This is a genomic window from Dryocola baronae (assembly GCF_051297175.1).
In the GTDB taxonomy this organism is placed as follows: domain Bacteria; phylum Pseudomonadota; class Gammaproteobacteria; order Enterobacterales; family Enterobacteriaceae; genus Dryocola.
Genome location: NZ_JBINNY010000001.1, coordinates 4,690,170 through 4,707,839 on the forward strand (window position 1 = coordinate 4,690,170; position 17,670 = coordinate 4,707,839).

Sequence of the window (17,670 nt, forward strand, 5' to 3'; positions counted from 1 at the left end):
CGATCCCTTAGCGTTTAGCTTGCCAGATGCGTTGCTGGTAATCGCGAATCGAGCGGTCGGAGCTGAACATGCCGCAGCGCGCGGTGTTCAGAATCGCGGCACGGGTCCAGGCTTCCTGGTCGAGATACAGCTTATCGGCAAGCTTCTGCGCCTCGGCGTAGGCGGTGAAGTCAGCCATCACCAGATACGGGTCGCCGCCCTCTTTGCCGATGCTGTGCAGCATCTGGTCAAACGCGTGCTTGTCGCCGTCTGCATAAACGCCCTTTTCCAACTCTTTGAGCACCGCGTCCAGCGCCTTGTCTTTCTTACGCCATTTCACCGGATCGTAGCCTTTGGCCTTGAGCGCCTTCACCTGTTCGACGGTGTGGCCAAAGATAAAGATGTTTTCCTCGCCCACCTTCTCGGCGATTTCGACGTTTGCCCCGTCCAGCGTGCCGACGGTCAGCGCGCCGTTCAGCGCCAGCTTCATGTTGCCGGTGCCGGATGCCTCTTTGCCCGCGGTAGAAATCTGCTCGGAGATATCCGCCGCCGGGATCATGATCTCCGCTGCGGAAACGCAGTAGTCCGGCAGGAACACGACCTTAAGCCTGTCGCCAACGACCGGATCGTTATTGATCGCCTCGGCCACCTTGTTGATGGCGAAGATAATATTTTTTGCCAGGTAGTAGCCCGGCGCCGCTTTCGCACCGAACAGGTACACGCGCGGCACGCGGTCGGCCTGCGGGTTTTCACGGATTTCTTTGTACTGCGCGAGGATGTGCAGCAGGTTCAGGTGCTGGCGCTTGTACTCGTGCAGGCGCTTAATCTGCACGTCGAACAGCGCGTCGGGGCTGATGACGATGCCGGTGCGCGCCTTCACAAAGGCGGCCAGCTTCACTTTGTTCTGGTATTTGATATCGCGGTATTCCTTGCGGAATTTCGCATCGTCGGCAAATTTTTCCAGGCCTTCCAGCACGTCCAGATCGTTCGCCCACTCTTTCTTGAGCTTTTTGTCGAGCAGCGCGGACAGCGCCGGGTTGCACTGTTTAATCCAGCGGCGCGGCGTGATGCCGTTAGTGACGTTGTGGAACTTGTTCGGCCAAAGCTGGTGATACTCCGGGAACAGGTCTTTCACCACCAGGTCGGAGTGCAGCGCGGCCACGCCGTTCACCGCGAATCCGCTCACCACGCACATGTTCGCCATGCGCACCTGCCTGCCGTGCACGACCGCAAGCTTCTCCCAGACGGCCTCGTCGCCCGGCCAGGTTTTGTCCACCAGCTTTTTGAAGCGGGCGTTGATTTCGTTGACGATCTGCATGTGGCGCGGCAGCAGCGCCTTCACCAGCTTCTCGTCCCAGCACTCCAGCGCTTCCGGCATCAGCGTATGGTTGGTGTAGGCGAAGGTTTTGCTGGTGATGGCCCAGGCGTCGTCCCAGCTCAGCTGATGCTCGTCGATCAGCACGCGCAGCAGTTCAGGAATGGCGATGGTTGGGTGAGTATCGTTAAGCTGAATGACTTCGTAATCCGCCAGCTCCGCCAGCCTGCGGCCCGCGAGGTGATGACGACGTAAAATATCCGCCACCGAACAGGCGCACTGGAAGTACTGCTGCATCAGGCGCAGCTTTTTGCCGTTCAGATGGTTATCGTTCGGGTAAAGAACTTTGGTCAGTTTCTCGGCGTCGATGCCCTGTTGTTCCGCCTTCAGGAAATCGCCGTTGTTGAATTTGGTGAGGTCGAACGGATGGGCGTGTTTTGCCTGCCACAGGCGCAGCGGCTGCGCCACGCCGTTGCGGTAGCCCAGCACCGGCAGATCCCAGGCTTCGCCCTGGAAGACAAACGCCGGTTCCCAGCGGATGTTTTTGCCGTCTTTCACCACCTTGCCGCCTACGCCAACCTGCACATCGAGCGCCGCGTTGTGCTGGAACCACGGATAGCTGCCGCGCTTCCAGTCGTCCGGGGCTTCCATCTGCTGGCCGTCCTTAAACGACTGGCGGAACAGGCCGTACTGGTAGTTCAGGCCGTAGCCAATCGCCGACTGGCCGACCGTCGCCATTGAATCCAGGAAACAGGCCGCCAGACGCCCCAGGCCGCCGTTGCCCAGCGCCGGGTCGGTCTCTTCTTCAAGCAGATCGGTCAGGTTGATATCAAAGGCTTCCAGCTCGTCCGCCACCTCCTGATACCAGCCGAGATTCAGCAGATTGTTGCCGGTCAGGCGACCAATCAGAAACTCCATTGAGATGTAGTTTACGTGGCGCTGCTTCGCCTGCGGTTTCGCCACCGGCTGTGCGGCCAGCAGCTCAGCCAGCGCGCCGCTCACGGCGTGCCACCACTGGTGCTGCGTCATTTCGCTGGCGGCTTGAAGACCGTAACGCTGCCACTGACGGGTCAGTGCAGCCTGAAACTGTTCTTTTTTGAAGGTCGGCTGTGACATAGAGAATCGGGTCCTGTGATGTTCAAAAATGCATTGCCCGCTAGTGTGCCGGGCGGCCTGGGCTTATTCCTCATCCTGAGGGGGATTAGACAGGGATGAGTGGCGGGGATGAGCTAAAAGTGTGATCGCGACCACCTAACGCTCGGCTGGCAGAAGAAAACCCCCGCCCAAATTCGGACAACATTTAACCTTTTACGTTCCTGTAACGCCGGTGCAGCCGTTTCGGCTGAAACCGTTTTCTTTCCAGCAATGGCGCGGAAAACGCGCGCTTATTTATCGTGAAAAAAGTATGACTAGCATGAAACCCATTCGATAAAAATATGGAATTGTGACAAGGTGCAACTTACCAGGCACAGAAAGTTCAACAATCTTGCAATAAAACTCAAACTGGCCGACCTTTACGGTAAGCATTAATTACGAAGCGTAAAAAAATTCATCCCTAATGTCTTTTCCCCTCATAAATCGCGTTGCAGCACGTCGCTGCGGCTCGAATTTTGACGGGAAATTTCACACAGTGAAGTGACTGACTATGTTGATCCCATCCAAATTGAGTCGCCCGGTACGTCTGGAAAATACCGTGGTTCGCGACCGTCTGTTGGTGAAGTTATCAACCGCCGCTAACTATCGGCTGGCGTTGATCACAAGCCCGGCAGGCTATGGCAAAACCACACTGGTCTCCCAGTGGGCAGCAGGGAAAAATGAGTTAGGTTGGTACTCCCTCGATGAGGGTGACAACCAACAGGAACGCTTTGCCAGTTATCTCATCACGGCTCTCCAGCAGGCCACCGGCGGCCATTGCCAGAGCAGTGAAGTTATGGCGCAAAAACGCCAGTACGCGAGCCTTTCGTCGCTGTTTGCCCAGCTTTTTATCGAGCTGGCGGAGTGGCATCTGCCGGTCTTTTTAGTCATAGATGATTACCATTTGATCAACAATCCGGTGATCCACGAGGCGATGCGCTTTTTCATCCGCCATCAGCCGGAAAACCTGACGCTGGTGGTGCTGTCGCGCAACCTGCCGCAGCTTGGCATTGCTAACCTGCGCGTGCGCGACCAGCTGCTGGAGATCGGCAGCCAGCAGCTCGCCTTCACCCACCAGGAGGCGAAGCAGTTTTTCGACTGCCGCCTGAACACGCCTATCGAGCCTGCCGACAGCAGCCGCCTGTGCGACGACGTTGCCGGCTGGGCGACGGCCCTCCAGCTCATCGCCCTGTCCGCCCGCCAGAGCAACACGCCCGCGCACCACTCCGCGCGCCGACTTTCCGGCATCAACGCCAGCCATCTGTCGGATTATCTGGTGGATGAAGTGCTCGATAACGTGGACGCGGACACCCGCAACTTCCTGCTGCGCAGCTCGATTCTGCGCTCGATGAACGACGCGCTGATCGTGCGCGTCACCGGCGAAGAAAACGGCCAGATGCGCCTCGAGGAAACCGAACGCCAGGGGCTGTTCCTGCAACGCATGGATGACTCGGGCGAATGGTTCTGCTTCCACCCGCTGTTCGGCAGCTTCCTGCGCCAGCGCTGCCAGTGGGAGCTTGCCGCCGAGCTGCCCGACATTCACCGCGCCGCCGCCGAAAGCTGGATGGCACAGGGCTTCCCGAGCGAAGCCATCCACCACGCCCTTGCCGCAGGCGACGCCAGCATGCTGCGCGATATCCTGCTGCATCACGCCTGGGCGCTGTTCAACCACAGCGAACTCACGCTGCTGGAAGAGTCCCTGAAGGCGCTGCCGTGGGAAAGCCTGCTGGAAAATCCGAAGCTGGTGCTGCTCCAGGCGTGGCTGATGCAAAGCCAGCACCGCTACAGCGAAGTGAACACCCTGCTGGCCCGCGCCGAGCAGGAAATGAATCTGGTGATGGACGACACGCTGCACGGGGAATTTAACGCCCTGCGCGCGCAGGTCGCCATCAACGACGGCGATCCGGTCGAAGCCGAGCGGCTGGCGATGATCGCCCTCGATATGCTCCCGCTGGCGAACTATTACAGCCGCATCGTCGCCACTTCGGTGCACGGCGAAGTGCTGCACTGCAAGGGCGATCTCACCAAATCCCTGTCGGTGATGCAGCAGACCGAACAGATGGCCCGCCGTCACGACGTCTGGCACTACGCGCTGTGGAGCCTGATCCAGCAAAGCGAAATTCTCCTCGCACAAGGGTTCTTACAGGCCGCGTGGGAAACGCAGGAAAAAGCCTTTATTTTGATCCGCGAGCAGCACCTGGAGCAGCTCCCGCTGCACGAGTTTCTGCTGCGCATCCGCGCCCAGCTGCTGTGGGCCTGGTCGCGCCTGGACGAGGCCGAAGCCTCCGCGCGCTACGGCGTGGAAGTGCTCGCCGGTTACCAGCCGCAGCAGCAGCTACAGTGCCTGGCGCTGTTGGTGCAGTGCTCGCTGGCGCGCGGCGATCTGGATAACGCCCGCAGCCACCTGAACCGCCTCGAAAACCTGCTCGGCAACGGGCCGTACCACAGCGACTGGGTGTCCAACGCCGACAAGGTGCGGGTGATTTACTGGCAGATGATTGGCGATAAAAAATCGGCCGCCAACTGGCTGCGCCAGACGCCGAAACCGGAGTTTGCCAACAACCACTTCCTGCAAAGCCAATGGCGCAATATCGCCCGCGCGCAGATCCTCCTGGGCGAGTTTGACCCGGCGGAAATGGTGCTGGAAGAGCTAAACGAAAACGCGCGCAGCCTGCGCCTGATGAGCGATCTCAACCGCAACCTGCTGCTGCTAAACCAGCTTTACTGGCAGGCCGGGCGCAAAAGCGACGCGCAGCGCGTGCTGCTCGAAGCGCTGGCGCTCGCCAACCGCACAGGATTTATCAGCCACTTTGTCATTGAAGGCGAAGCGATGGCGCAGCAGCTGCGTCAGCTTATTCAGCTTAACACGCTGCCGGAGCTGGACCAGCACCGCGCCCAGCGCATTCTGCGCGAGATTAACCAGCACCACCGCCACAAGTTCGCCCACTTCGACGAAAGCTTCGTGAACCGTCTGCTGACGCACCCGGAAGTCCCGGAGCTTATCCGCACCAGCCCGCTGACCCAGCGCGAATGGCAGGTGCTGGGACTGATTTATTCGGGCTATAGCAACGATCAAATCGCGGGCGAGCTGGACGTGGCGGCCACCACTATCAAAACGCACATTCGCAATTTGTACCAGAAGCTCGGCGTCGCGCATCGCCAGGACGCGGTGCAGCACGCGCAGAAGCTCTTGAAGATGATGGGATATGGGGTGTAGATAAATGTCAGGTGGATAAGCGCTTAGCGCCATCCACCGCTTACTTAAGAAGCCAAAGACAGCGACGGCTTACCCGCCCGCTTTGCCAGCCACTGCGCCACCCGCGCCTGCTGTTCGTCGGTTAACCACATGCCCAGCTTGGTGCGTCGCCAGATTGCATCCTCCACGCGGCGTACCCACTCGTGCTCGACCAGGTAGCGCAGCTCGGCTTCATACAGCTCGTGCCCGAAGTGCTCGCCCAAATCCTCAATGGACTTCGCCTCTTTAAGAATCAGCTCGCTGTTGCTGCCGTAGGTGCGGGCAAAGCGGCGCGCCAGGCCTTCGCTCAGGAACGAGTAGCGGCGGCGCAGCTGGGCGGCGAAATCGTCGCGGTCGCCGGAGATATCCCCGCCCGGCAGTTTGCTGCCCTTGGTCCACGCCGGGCCAATCGCCGGGTAATAAGTTTGCAGCTTGTCCATCGCGTGCTCGGCGAGCTTGCGGTAGGTCGTCAGCTTGCCGCCAAATACCGACAGCAGCGGCGCTTTGCCGTTCTCGTCGTGGATATCGAGCGTGTAGTCGCGGGTGATCGCCTGCGGTGAATCGGATTCGTCGTCGCAAAGCGGACGCACGCCGGAATAGGTCCACACCACATCCTCACGGGAAAGCGTCTTCTTGAAGTGCTCGTTGTAAACGTCCAGCAGGTATTTCACCTCGCTTTCGTCGATGTGCACCGCTTTCGGATCGCCTTTGTACTCCACGTCGGTGGTACCGATAATCGAAAACTCGTCCATCCACGGAATGACAAACACGATGCGCTTATCTTCGTTTTGCAGAATGTAGGCCTGCTTCTGCTTGTGTACGCGCGGCACCACGATGTGGCTGCCTTTGATCAGGCGGATGCCGTACGGCGACGGCAGCTTCAGGCCATCGTCAAAGAAGTCTTTGACCCACGGGCCGGTTGCGTTGACCAGGCCGCGCGCGCGCCAGGTGAAGGTTTCGCCGGTATCGATGTCCTGCGCCTCAACGATCCACATACCGTTTTCGCGCCGGGCGCTGGTTGCGCGGGTGCGGGTTTTCACTTCGCCGCCCTTGCGCGTCACCATCTGCGCGTTCGCAAGCACCAGACGAGCATCATCCACCCAGCAGTCGGAATATTCGAAACCGCGCACGATTTCAGGCTTCAGGACCGAATCTGCGCCAAAACGCAAGCCGGTTGAGGCTGGCAGGCTGGTGCGTTTGCCGAGGTGGTCGTACATAAACAGGCCGATGCGAATCATCCATGCCGGACGGAGGTGCGGGCGGTGCGGCAGGCGGAAGCGCATCGGGAAGGCGATATGCGGGGCCATATTCAGCAGCACTTCGCGTTCGGCCAGCGCTTCGCTGACCAGGCGGAATTCGTAGTGTTCCAGATAGCGCAGGCCGCCGTGGATAAGCTTAGAGCTGGCGGAGGACGTCGCGCAGGCAAGGTCTTGCCCCTCCAACATTAATACAGACAGGCCACGGCCTGCTGCATCTGCCGCGATACCGGCACCGTTGATGCCGCCGCCAATGACAATCAGATCTTTGGTTTCCATGCTGCCCTCACACACTTTCGTTAAAGCTCATAAATGTTCGTTATCGCTCATAATAGCAAGTGACCGGCATTTTGGTAACGAAAAAAAAACATTTCTGCGTGATATGGATAACATAATGACGTTAATATCAGCGGCCAGCGGCGGGTTTCGCTTAGTATGACGCCCAGGCCCCCCTTTCCTTTATCTGTATACGAGCAAGCTATGGATCAATTTGAATGTATTGGTGTGGAAGAAGCGCACCAGAAGCTGCACCAGAAACTGGCGGTATTAGTGGATATCCGCGATCCGCAAAGCTATGCGATGGGCCACACGCCGGGCGCTTTCCACCTGACCAACGACCGCCTGGTGGAATTTCTGCGTCAGACCGATTTTGACACGCCGGTGATGGTGATGTGCTACCACGGCAACAGCAGCAAGGGTGCAGCGCAGTACCTGCTGCAACAGGGTTACGACAGCGTTTACAGCGTGGACGGCGGGTTCGATGCGTGGCATCGCCATTTCCCGGCGGAAGTCGCGCACGGCACAGCATAAGGTTCAGCAAAGCCGCTCGTTGCAGGTATACTGCTCCCTTTTGTACGGATTTGGTTGAAACCTATGATCATGATCACCTCGTTTGCCAACCCGCGCGTCGCGCAGGCGTTTGTCGACTATATGGCGACGCAGGGCGTTATCCTCACGATTCAACAGCATAATCAAAGCGACGTCTGGCTGGCGGATGACAGCCAGGAAGCCCGCGTCCGCCACGAGCTGGAGCAGTTCCTTACCAACCCCGGCGACGCGCGCTATCTGGCGGCAAGCTGGGCGGCGGGCGATACCGCAAGCGGCCTGCGCTATCAGCGCTACCCGTTTATGGCGACCATTCAGCAAAAGGCCGGGCCGTTTACCCTGCTGATGATCGCCGCCTGCGTGCTGGTTTACCTGGCGATGCAGGTGCTGGGCGATCGCAACGTGATGGTCCTGCTGGCATGGCCCTACGACGACAGCCTGCGCTATGAATTCTGGCGCTATTTCACCCACGCTCTGATGCATTTTTCCCTGCTGCATATCACCTTCAACCTGCTATGGTGGTGGTATCTCGGCGGCCCGCTGGAGAAGCGTCTGGGGAGCGGAAAACTCATTACGCTGACGATTATCTCTGCGCTGCTGAGCGGCTATGTGCAGGCCAAATTCAGCGGCCCGCTGTTCGGCGGCTTGTCCGGTTCGGTCTACGCGCTGATGGGCTATGTCTGGCTGCGCGGCGAACGCGATCCAGAAAGCGGCATCTACATGCAGCGCGGCCTGATGGCCTTTGCGGTGCTGTGGATTGTGCTGGGCTTCTTCAATATTTTAGGTTTGTCGATTGCCAACGCCGCCCACGTTACCGGGTTACTGGTAGGCCTGGCGATGGCGCTGGTCGATACTTTGCATGCGCGAAAACGAACATAAGAATCAGGAGTAGAGCAGCGTGAAGCAAACACAACGTCATGATGCGATTGTTGAACTGGTTAAAAAGCAGGGATATGTCAGCACCGAAGAGCTGGTAGAGCAGTTTGCGGTTAGCCCACAGACCATTCGCCGCGATCTGAACGACCTTGCCGACCAGAACATGATTATGCGCCACCACGGCGGCGCGGCGCTGCCGTCCAGCTCGGTGAACACCTCGTGGCACGACCGCAAGGCGACCCAAACGGCGGAAAAAGAACGTATCGCCCGCAAGGTGGCCAGCCAAATCCCCAACGGCGCCACGCTGTTTATTGATATCGGCACCACGCCGGAAGCCGTCGCCCACGCGCTGCTGGACCACAGCAACCTGCGCGTGGTGACCAACAACCTGAACGTCGCCAACACGCTGATGGTGAAAGAAGATTTCCGCATTATTCTGGCGGGCGGCGAGTTGCGCAGCCGCGACGGCGGCATCATCGGCGAAGCCACGCTGGACTTCATTTCCCAGTTCCGCCTTGATTTCGGCATTCTCGGCATCAGCGGCATCGACGGCGATGGTTCGCTGCTGGAGTTTGACTACCACGAAGTGCGCACCAAGCGCGCCATCATCGACAACTCGCGCTGCGTGATGCTGGTCGTCGACCACTCCAAGTTTGGCCGCAACGCGATGGTCAACCTCGGCAGTATTAGCCTCGTCGATCAGGTTTATACGGATATTTTGCCGCCGGCGGGCGTGATGAAGGTGATCACAGATAATAACGTGCAGCTTGAGCTTTGCTAGCGACATATCAAATAGATAATTCTTCCAAATAAATTCACCCTTAATATGAGTTAGGGGTGAATCATCATTTAATTTTTATTAAGCATTAGTTAACCAACAATTCAATAAGTTCTAAGCCGGTAAAGCCAACACCTCGTATAAAATCCCTTTCGCTTTATATTTACCTTCTCATTAAATTTCAAAGTAAAGGATTTACTATGAAAAAACTGGCTTATTTAATTCCTCTATTATTATTGCCCACGGCTGCAAAATCGGCCCCTGAAACATTGGCATTTCTCAGCCCTGCGTCTCTTGTTCAAAATACAACAGGTACGCTGCCGGGCACGGTTAAAGTCGCCCAAACGCACACTATCGATCCTGCGCCAGGTACAAGCGATTCCCCGCACCTGATCGCTGCCCGCGAAACGCTGGTTATCTTTATTCCTTCTACGACGACATCACAAAAAATTAGCGTGGAAGCCTACGACAAGGCTGGCAAAAAGCTGGGCACCGTTGAAATGGCACCGCCTGCATCGCTCCCGCTAAGCGATAATCCACATCCGCAGGATGCCGTAAAACCTGATGTTATCTATGCGAAAAACGCATGGACGGCCAACCTGCCGTGGCAGTGGGTGCAGCCGGGGCTGACGCTGACCTTCAAAAATGATCGTTCGGAAACCGGCAGGCTGACCAATATTGAGGTCGGTGCCGAAAACCACATGATGATTCAAAACACCCGTCTTGGGATGTTAACCCTTCCCGTTGCGAAAAATGACCTGGAGCAGAATAAACAGCTGGCTGCAGATTATTTCCAAAAACTTCCGATATCACTGCTCACCGTCGGTAATTATTCAGAAATCCATTTTCCTAAAATAGTCCTACCCGATGGCACAACCTATAGGAATCCCCAAACAAGCAAAACTACGGGTGATGACTTTAGCGGGGACATGCGCGGATATATCGCCAAAGAACTGGTCTCAATTGGTATTGATAATGCCAACTATGGCGTTAACGTTTCCGGCGGCGGCTCTCAGTGGCAGCCGCAATATTTCAACCTGGTGACCGACCATATTGCCAGGGGCGCTTATATCAACGGTGTTGTTGAACATGGCTACAGCGGTGGCGGAGGTATAGCGACGCTTCATGAAACCAAGGGGAACGAATTTAGCCACGAGCTTGGCCACCATTACGGCCTGGGGCACTATCCTGCAAATGGCAGAGGCTCCCTGCATGGCCCGCACACCGGCTGGGGCTGGGACGCATATAAACAGCGCTTTATTGCCAACTTCTTCTGGGACAGAGGGGGCAATGCCTCGGTGGGCAGCGATACCGTGGCACCTTTTGCCGGGTTATATCGCTATAACAACGACCCGATGGCCGACGGCTCCCCTAGCTCGCCGCTTTCGCAATACACGCTGCCAACGCTTTACACGCAAAAGATCATTCAAGCATTCTTCGAAAATACCGGCATTCAGGATCTCTCCTCTTCAACCGGCTACCGTGTATGGGACCCGGCGCAGAAAAAAATGGTTGAGAAAAATATCGCTGATATGCGTAAACCGGTTAAAGCAGGTGTCCCGGTTGTCACGCTGGTCGGCTTCTACGATCCGCAGGGCGTGCTACCGAGCTACGTCTATCCGGCTCTGTTTGGCAGCTACGGCAATACGTTTGCCGCAGACCCGTTAGCAAATATCACCAAATGCGTTTTGCAGGTCGATTATCAGCAGAAGGCCAGCGACCTGTACAAGCTGCAAACCAGCCGAATCAGCGGCAACATGATGAATAAGTTCCATATCAACGTCGAGCGCGCGCTCATGCCGACGACTGCCAGCGTTATCTGCGGCGGTAAAACGCTTTCCAGCCAGATGATTATCGCGCCTGACGTGGAACCTGTTTCTGCAATAGTGATTGGTAAAGAGCATGGCTACGTCGCGGCTCTGGATGCAATGCCGTTGCTGAAGGACAATCACGTTCTGCAAAACAAAAGATTCAAAACGCCAGAAGCATTAGAAAACGAGCTGAGTGCAACCTATGGTCCGCTGAAAGGTATTTTTGCGGGCACAGGGACTTATCAGGATAAAGCGGGCTCTTTATTCCGCGATAAAAACTTCAATTACTACTATCTCAAAACCACGGCGCGCGTGGGCCAGCCTAAGGCTCAGGCATCGGATAATAACTGGAAGTTTTTAGGCAATGCGTCAGGGCTTATCAACTTTAAGCCACACCCGCTGCAGCTGGATATCCATGCACGGAAAACCCCGGAAGAATTGGTGAAGTACTATTTCAATAGTTCGAAAGTTTACGACTGGGGCGAACGGGCCAAAACCAAGGAATCCCGCCTGCCCTTTGTCTATAACAATGGCTACAACGGCAAAACCGAATATTTCCTGCAAAAATTTGCTGGAAAAGGCTGGTACTTCCCTACCAATCAGAAAGATAACGCAGACTGGATTTACCTCGGCAACGCCGAGCAAATCAAAAGCGCGGAAGGTTTCCTGAAGCATTATTACAACGCGAACGCCATTCTTGAGTGGGGAGAAAGATCTAAAACCACTCAGGACCGCCAGCTGTTTATCTACAACAACCCTTATAACAAAAAGGCGGAGTACTTCTTGCAGAAAACTGCCGCCACGGGCCACTACTTCCCAAGCAATCAGAAGGATAATGACGACTGGATTTATCTCGGTAACAACGATGAGCTAACGCGCTTAACCAAAAGCAGGGTTGATAAAAACCAGTTTGATGCGCTGATGGCGCAGTGGTACGGCCAGGCGAAGCTGCTCGACTGGGGAGTTAGAGATCTTGAAAGCAACGTGGGTAAAATCTTCTTCTACGATTCCGGTAACCCGGTTCGCAGAGACTATTTTGAGCTGAAAGTTAAAAACGGTTGGTATTTCCCGACTAACCAGGCCAGCAATGAAGACTGGACCTATGTAGGCACCTACCAGTAAAAAAATTATCCCCAGCAGGCTCTGCTGGGGATTTTTTTATAACCGCACCGGCTTGATATGCCAGATCTCGTCGGCGTATTCCTGAATCGTCCTGTCGGACGAGAAATAGCCCATATTGGCAATATTGTGTATGGTGCGGATCGTCCACTCTTCCGGCTGGCGGTACAGCTCGTCCACCTTATCCTGACAGTCCACGTAGCTGCGGTAGTCTGCCAGCACCTGATAGTGATCCCCGAAGTTAATCAGTGAATCCAGCAGGTCGCGGTAGCGGGTTGGCTCGCCGGGGCTGAAGGTGCCGGTGCCGATTTGCGTCAGCACCTGGTGCAGCTCTTCGTCTTTTTCGTAGTACTCGCGCGGTTTGTAGCCCTTGCGCCTCAGCTCTTCGACCTCTTCCGCCGTGTTGCCAAAGATAAAGATATTCTCGGCGCCAACGTGCTCCAGCATCTCAACGTTCGCGCCGTCCAGCGTGCCGATGGTCAGCGCGCCGTTTAAGGCAAACTTCATGTTGCTGGTGCCCGACGCTTCCGTCCCCGCCAGCGAAATCTGCTCGGAGAGATCCGCCGCCGGAATGATTATCTGCGCAAGGCTCACGCTGTAGTTCGGGATGAATACCACCTTCAGACGATCTTTAACGTCCGGATCGTTGTTGATCACCGCCGCCACGTCGTTGATAAGGTGAATGATGTGCTTCGCCATGTAATACGCCGACGCCGCCTTACCCGCGAAGATATTCACGCGCGGCACCCATTCCGCCGTCGGGTCGGCTTTGATGCGGTTGTAGCGCGTGATGACGTGCAGCACGTTCATCAGCTGGCGCTTGTATTCGTGGATGCGCTTAATCTGCACGTCGAACAGCGCGTTCGGGTTCACCACCACGTTGAGCTGCTGGCCGATGTAGTCCGCCAGCCGCTTTTTGTTGGCGAGCTTCGCTTTGCGCACGTCCTGATGCACGGTCGGATAATCGATATGCTGCTTGAGGTCGTTCAGCTGGCTAAGATCGGTGCGCCAGGTGCGGCCAATATTTTCGTCCAGCACTTCCGAAAGCGGCGGGTTTGCCAGCGCCAGCCAGCGCCTCGGCGTCACGCCGTTGGTTTTGTTACAGAAGCGCATCGGGAAGATGGCGGCAAAATCCGCAAACAGCGACTGCACCATCAGGTCGGAGTGCAGCGCGGAAACGCCGTTCACCTTGTGGCTGGCAACTACCGCAAGCCACGCCATTCGCACGCGGCGGCCGTTGGACTCGTCGATGATCGACGTGCGCCCCAGCAGGCCGGTATCGTTCGGATACTGCTCCTGCAGGGTCTTCAGGAAGAAGTCGTTAATCTCGAAAATAATCTGCAGGTGGCGCGGCAGGATTTTGCCCAGCATGTCCACCGGCCAGGTTTCCAGCGCTTCGCTCATCAGCGTGTGGTTGGTGTAGGAGAACACCTGGCAGGTCACCTCAAAGGCATCCTCCCAACTGAACTTGTGATCGTCGATCAGCACGCGCATCAGTTCGGGAATGGACAGCACCGGGTGGGTGTCATTGAGGTGAATAGCGATTTTGTCCGCCAGATTGGCGTAGGTTTTATGCAGCTGATAGTGGCGGCTTAAAATATCCTGAATGGTCGCGGAGACCAGGAAATATTCCTGCCGCAGGCGCAGCTCGCGCCCGGAATAGGTCGAGTCATCCGGATAGAGCACGCGCGAAACGTTTTCCGAATGGTTTTTATCTTCTACCGCCGCGAAGTAGTCGCCCTGGTTGAACTTGCCGAGGTTGATTTCGCTGCTGGCCTGGGCGTTCCACAGGCGTAGGGTGTTGGTCGCGTCGGTATCGTAGCCGGGAATAATTTGGTCGTAGGCGACGGCGAGAATCTCTTCGGTTTCAACCCAGCGGGATTTCTTGCCTTCGAGCTGCACGCGCCCGCCGAAGCGTACCTTGTAGCGCGTGTTATGGCGCTTGAACTCCCACGGGTTGCCGTATTCCAGCCAGTAGTCCGGGGACTCTTTCTGGCGGCCATCAACGATGTTCTGCTTGAACATGCCGTAGTCGTAGCGGATACCGTAGCCGCGCCCCGGCAGGCCGAGCGTCGCCAGCGAGTCCAGGAAGCAGGCGGCAAGACGCCCGAGGCCGCCGTTGCCGAGGCCGGGGTCGTTTTCTTCGTCGATAAGCTCTTCCAGGTCGAGCCCCATCTCCTCAAGCGCGTTTTTTACGTCGTCGTAAATGCCCAATGAAAGCAGCGCGTTGGAGAGCGTGCGGCCAATCAGAAACTCCATCGACAGGTAGTAAACCTGGCGCACTTCCTGGGAAAGCTGCGCGCGGTTGGAGCGCAGCCAGCGTTCGACCAGACGGTCGCGCACCGCGAACAGCGTGGCGTTAAGCCACTCGTGCTTGTTGGCGATGGCAGGGTCTTTCCCCACGGTAAACATCAGCTTGTAGGCGATCGAATGCTTTAACGCCTCGACGCTTAGCGTGGGTGATGCATAGGAAAAGGGTGCGTTCATATCGGTGATTCCTGGATGATTACATCAAGCGTTGATAAAGGTCGCGATAAGACTGCGCCGCCACCTGCCAGCTAAAATCCATACCCATGGCCTGGCGCTGAACAAAACGCCACAGCGACGGGCGGGACCACAACACGAAGGCACGCCGAATCGCTCTTAGCAGCGACCAGGCATTGCTGTCCTCAAACACGAATCCGCTGGCGATGCCGTCCGCCAGGTTTTCCAGCGAGCTGTCCGCCACGGTATCCGCAAGCCCGCCGGTGCGCCTAACCAGCGGCAGCGTGCCGTACTTCAGCCCGTAAAGCTGGGTTAGCCCGCACGGCTCAAAGCGGCTCGGCACCAGAATCACGTCCGCGCCGCCCATAATCCGGTGGGAGAAGGCTTCGTGATAGCCAATTTGTACGCCGACCTGGCCGGGGTGTTCCGCCGCGGCGGCGAGAAAACCCTCCTGCAAAACCGGGTCACCCGCGCCGAGCAGCGCAAGCTGGCCGCCCTGCTCCAGCAGACCCGGCAGCGCCTCGAGCACCAAATCCAGCCCTTTCTGGCTAGTCAACCGGCTCACCACCGCAAACAGCGGCGCCTTGTCGTTGACCTTCAGCCCCATCGCCACCTGCAGCTGGCGCTTGTTCTCGGCCTTGTCCTCCAGCCGGTCGCGGTTATAGCGCGAGGCGAGCAGCAGGTCGTGGGCCGGGTCCCAAATCTTTTCATCGACGCCGTTGAGGATGCCGGACAGGCGACCTTCACGGTGACGCTGGCGCAGCAGCCCTTCCATGCCGTAGGCAAACTGCGGCTCGGTGATCTCCCGCGCGTAGGTCGGGCTGACCGCCGTAATATGATCAGCATAGTAAAGGCCCGCTTTCAAGTACGAAATTTGACCGTTGAACTCGAGGCCGTTCATGTCATAGAACGTCCAGGGCAGGTCAATTTCATGCATGTGATGGGCGTAAAACAGCCCCTGATAGGCCAGGTTATGGACGGTAAAAACGGATTTCGCCGGGTTGCCGCGCGCGCGTAAATAGGCCGGCGTTAACCCCGCGTGCCAGTCGTGCGCATGCACGATATCCGGGCGCCAGAAGGGATCCAGCCCGCACGCCATTTCGCTACCCACCCAGCCGAGCAGCGCAAAACGCAGCACGTTATCCGGGTAGGCGAACTGGTTGGTATCGTGGTACGGGCTTCCCGGCCTGTCGTACAAATGGGGCGCGTCGATCAGGTAAATCCCTACGCCGTTGAAGTGGCCGTATAACAAAGTCATATGACCCGCGAAGGTATCCCGATGGGCGACGATCTGCACATCGGCAATACCGCGACGGATATCCGGGAACGCGGGCAGCAGAACACGAGTTTCTACGCCGCCTGCGATTTGGGCGGCGGGCAAAGCGCCTAAGACATCCGCAAGGCCACCGGTTTTCAGCAGTGGAAAGATTTCAGAACATACATGTAGGACCTGCATTATCGCTCCCGTATGGCAAGTCGCGGCGCTTTTCTAAAGAGGTGAGGCGCCAATCGAAAAATGACCACGCGCGGCACGCGCCGCGCATGGGTCAATCCTTACTTCCTAACCTTGCAGCTTGGCCAGCATGTCCCGAGTCACCAGCACAATGCCCTCTTCCGAGCGGTAAAAACGACGCCCGTCTTCTTCAGCATTTTCGCCAATCACCATGCCTTCCGGGATTTCGCAGGCCCGATCGATGATGCAGCGACGCAGTCGGCACGAGCGCCCGACCTTGACGTCCGGCAGCAGGACCGATGAATCGATATTACAGAACGAGTTAATGCGCACGCGCGGGAACAGCACCGACTGCACCACCACCGAACCCGAGATAATGCACCCGCCGGAAACCAGCGAGTTCAGCGTCATGCCGTGGCTGCCCGAGCGGTCCTGCACAAACTTCGCCGGAGGCAGCGGTTCCATGTGGGTGCGAATCGGCCATTCCTGGTCGTACATATCCAGCTCCGGCGTCACCGAGGCGAGGTCGAGGTTGGCTTTCCAGTAGGCCTCCAGCGTCCCCACGTCGCGCCAGTACGGCTCCGCGTCCGGGTCAGACTGCACGCAGGAAAGCGGGAACGGGTGGGCGAACGCCTGGCCGGACTTCATGACGTAAGGGATGATGTCTTTGCCGAAGTCGTGACTTGAGTTTTCGTCTTTGTCATCGGCTTCCAGCAGCTCGTAGAGATAGTCGGCATCGAAGACGTAAATCCCCATGCTGGCTAGCGCTTTGCTGTCGTCACCCGGCATCGACGGCGGGTTGGCGGGCTTTTCGACGAACTCGATAATCTTGTCTTCTTCGTCAACCGCCATGACGCCAAAAGCCGTCGCCTCGTGCAGCGGTACCGGCATGCAGGCCACCGTGCAGCGCGCGCCCTTTTCGACGTGGTCGATAAGCATGCGCGAATAGTCCTGCTTGTAGATATGGTCACCGGCGAGGATCACCACGTATTCAGCCTTGTAGCGACGAATAATATCGAGGTTCTGGGTGACCGCATCCGCGGTGCCGCGATACCAGTTTTCACCATGTACGCGCTGCTGCGCGGGCAGGAGATCGACAAACTCGTTCATCTCTTCGCTGAAAAACGACCAGCCGCGCTGGATGTGCTGCACCAGCGTGTGCGACTGATACTGGGTGATAACGCCAATGCGGCGAATACCCGAGTTAATACAGTTAGATAACGCAAAATCGATAATACGGAACTTGCCACCGAAGTGGACAGCAGGCTTAGCACGCGTGGCAGTAAGGTCCTTCAACCGTGTACCGCGACCGCCAGCCAAAATCAGGGCTACAGATTTGTTCGGCAATTGTCTTGCCAGCATCAGAGGATCGTTCTTCTCAAACCTAACCATGACTGACTCCTTT

10 protein-coding genes are annotated in these 17,670 nt (G+C 57.2%); 5 read left to right on the forward strand and 5 right to left on the reverse strand.

Annotated features, from left to right (window positions below):
* Positions 1 to 7: 7 nt before the first annotated feature.
* Complete coding sequence (malP, locus tag ACSPHG_RS22260; protein ID WP_435955644.1) at positions 8 to 2,410, reverse strand: maltodextrin phosphorylase; 2,403 nt, start codon at positions 2,408 to 2,410, stop codon at positions 8 to 10.
* A 529-nt stretch (positions 2,411 to 2,939) separates the two neighbouring features.
* Here malP and malT point away from each other — a divergent pair.
* On the forward strand, positions 2,940 to 5,645 hold the full coding sequence (malT, locus tag ACSPHG_RS22265) for an HTH-type transcriptional regulator MalT (RefSeq protein WP_435955645.1): 2,706 nt from the start codon (positions 2,940 to 2,942) through the stop codon (positions 5,643 to 5,645).
* 44 nt (positions 5,646 to 5,689) lie between these two features.
* On the opposite strand, the gene glpD is transcribed toward malT, so the two are convergent.
* Positions 5,690 to 7,198 carry a glycerol-3-phosphate dehydrogenase gene (gene glpD / locus ACSPHG_RS22270; protein ID WP_435955646.1) on the reverse strand — a complete coding sequence of 503 codons (1,509 nt, stop codon included), beginning with the start codon at positions 7,196 to 7,198 and terminating at the stop codon, positions 5,690 to 5,692.
* A 201-nt stretch (positions 7,199 to 7,399) separates the two neighbouring features.
* On the opposite strand from glpD, the gene glpE reads away from it, so the two are divergent.
* The 4 genes from glpE (at position 7,400) to ACSPHG_RS22290 (ending at position 12,331) form a co-directional block, all read left to right on the forward strand.
* On the forward strand, positions 7,400 to 7,729 hold the full coding sequence (gene glpE, locus ACSPHG_RS22275) for a thiosulfate sulfurtransferase GlpE (RefSeq protein WP_435955647.1): 330 nt from the start codon (positions 7,400 to 7,402) through the stop codon (positions 7,727 to 7,729).
* Between the two features lie 63 nt (positions 7,730 to 7,792).
* On the forward strand, positions 7,793 to 8,623 hold the full coding sequence (gene glpG / locus ACSPHG_RS22280) for a rhomboid family intramembrane serine protease GlpG (protein ID WP_435955648.1): 831 nt from the start codon (positions 7,793 to 7,795) through the stop codon (positions 8,621 to 8,623).
* A gap of 19 nt (positions 8,624 to 8,642) precedes the next feature.
* Positions 8,643 to 9,401, forward strand: a complete 759-nt coding sequence (locus ACSPHG_RS22285; RefSeq protein WP_435955649.1) for a DeoR/GlpR family transcriptional regulator — start codon at positions 8,643 to 8,645, stop codon at positions 9,399 to 9,401.
* A 197-nt stretch (positions 9,402 to 9,598) separates the two neighbouring features.
* Complete coding sequence (locus tag ACSPHG_RS22290) at positions 9,599 to 12,331, forward strand: M66 family metalloprotease (RefSeq protein ID WP_435955650.1); 2,733 nt, start codon at positions 9,599 to 9,601, stop codon at positions 12,329 to 12,331.
* Positions 12,332 to 12,367: 36 nt separating this feature from the next.
* Here ACSPHG_RS22290 and glgP read toward each other — a convergent pair whose 3' ends face one another.
* The 3 genes from glgP to glgC all read right to left on the reverse strand — a co-directional run bounded on the left by glgP (position 12,368) and on the right by glgC (position 17,657).
* On the reverse strand, positions 12,368 to 14,815 hold the full coding sequence (glgP, locus tag ACSPHG_RS22295; RefSeq protein WP_435955651.1) for a glycogen phosphorylase: 2,448 nt from the start codon (positions 14,813 to 14,815) through the stop codon (positions 12,368 to 12,370).
* 19 nt (positions 14,816 to 14,834) lie between these two features.
* Positions 14,835 to 16,268: a glycogen synthase GlgA gene (gene glgA / locus ACSPHG_RS22300; RefSeq protein ID WP_435955652.1), complete on the reverse strand. Its 1,434-nt coding sequence runs from the start codon at positions 16,266 to 16,268 to the stop codon at positions 14,835 to 14,837.
* Between the two features lie 105 nt (positions 16,269 to 16,373).
* On the reverse strand, positions 16,374 to 17,657 hold the full coding sequence (glgC, locus tag ACSPHG_RS22305) for a glucose-1-phosphate adenylyltransferase (protein ID WP_435955653.1): 1,284 nt from the start codon (positions 17,655 to 17,657) through the stop codon (positions 16,374 to 16,376).
* Positions 17,658 to 17,670 lie beyond the last annotated feature (13 nt).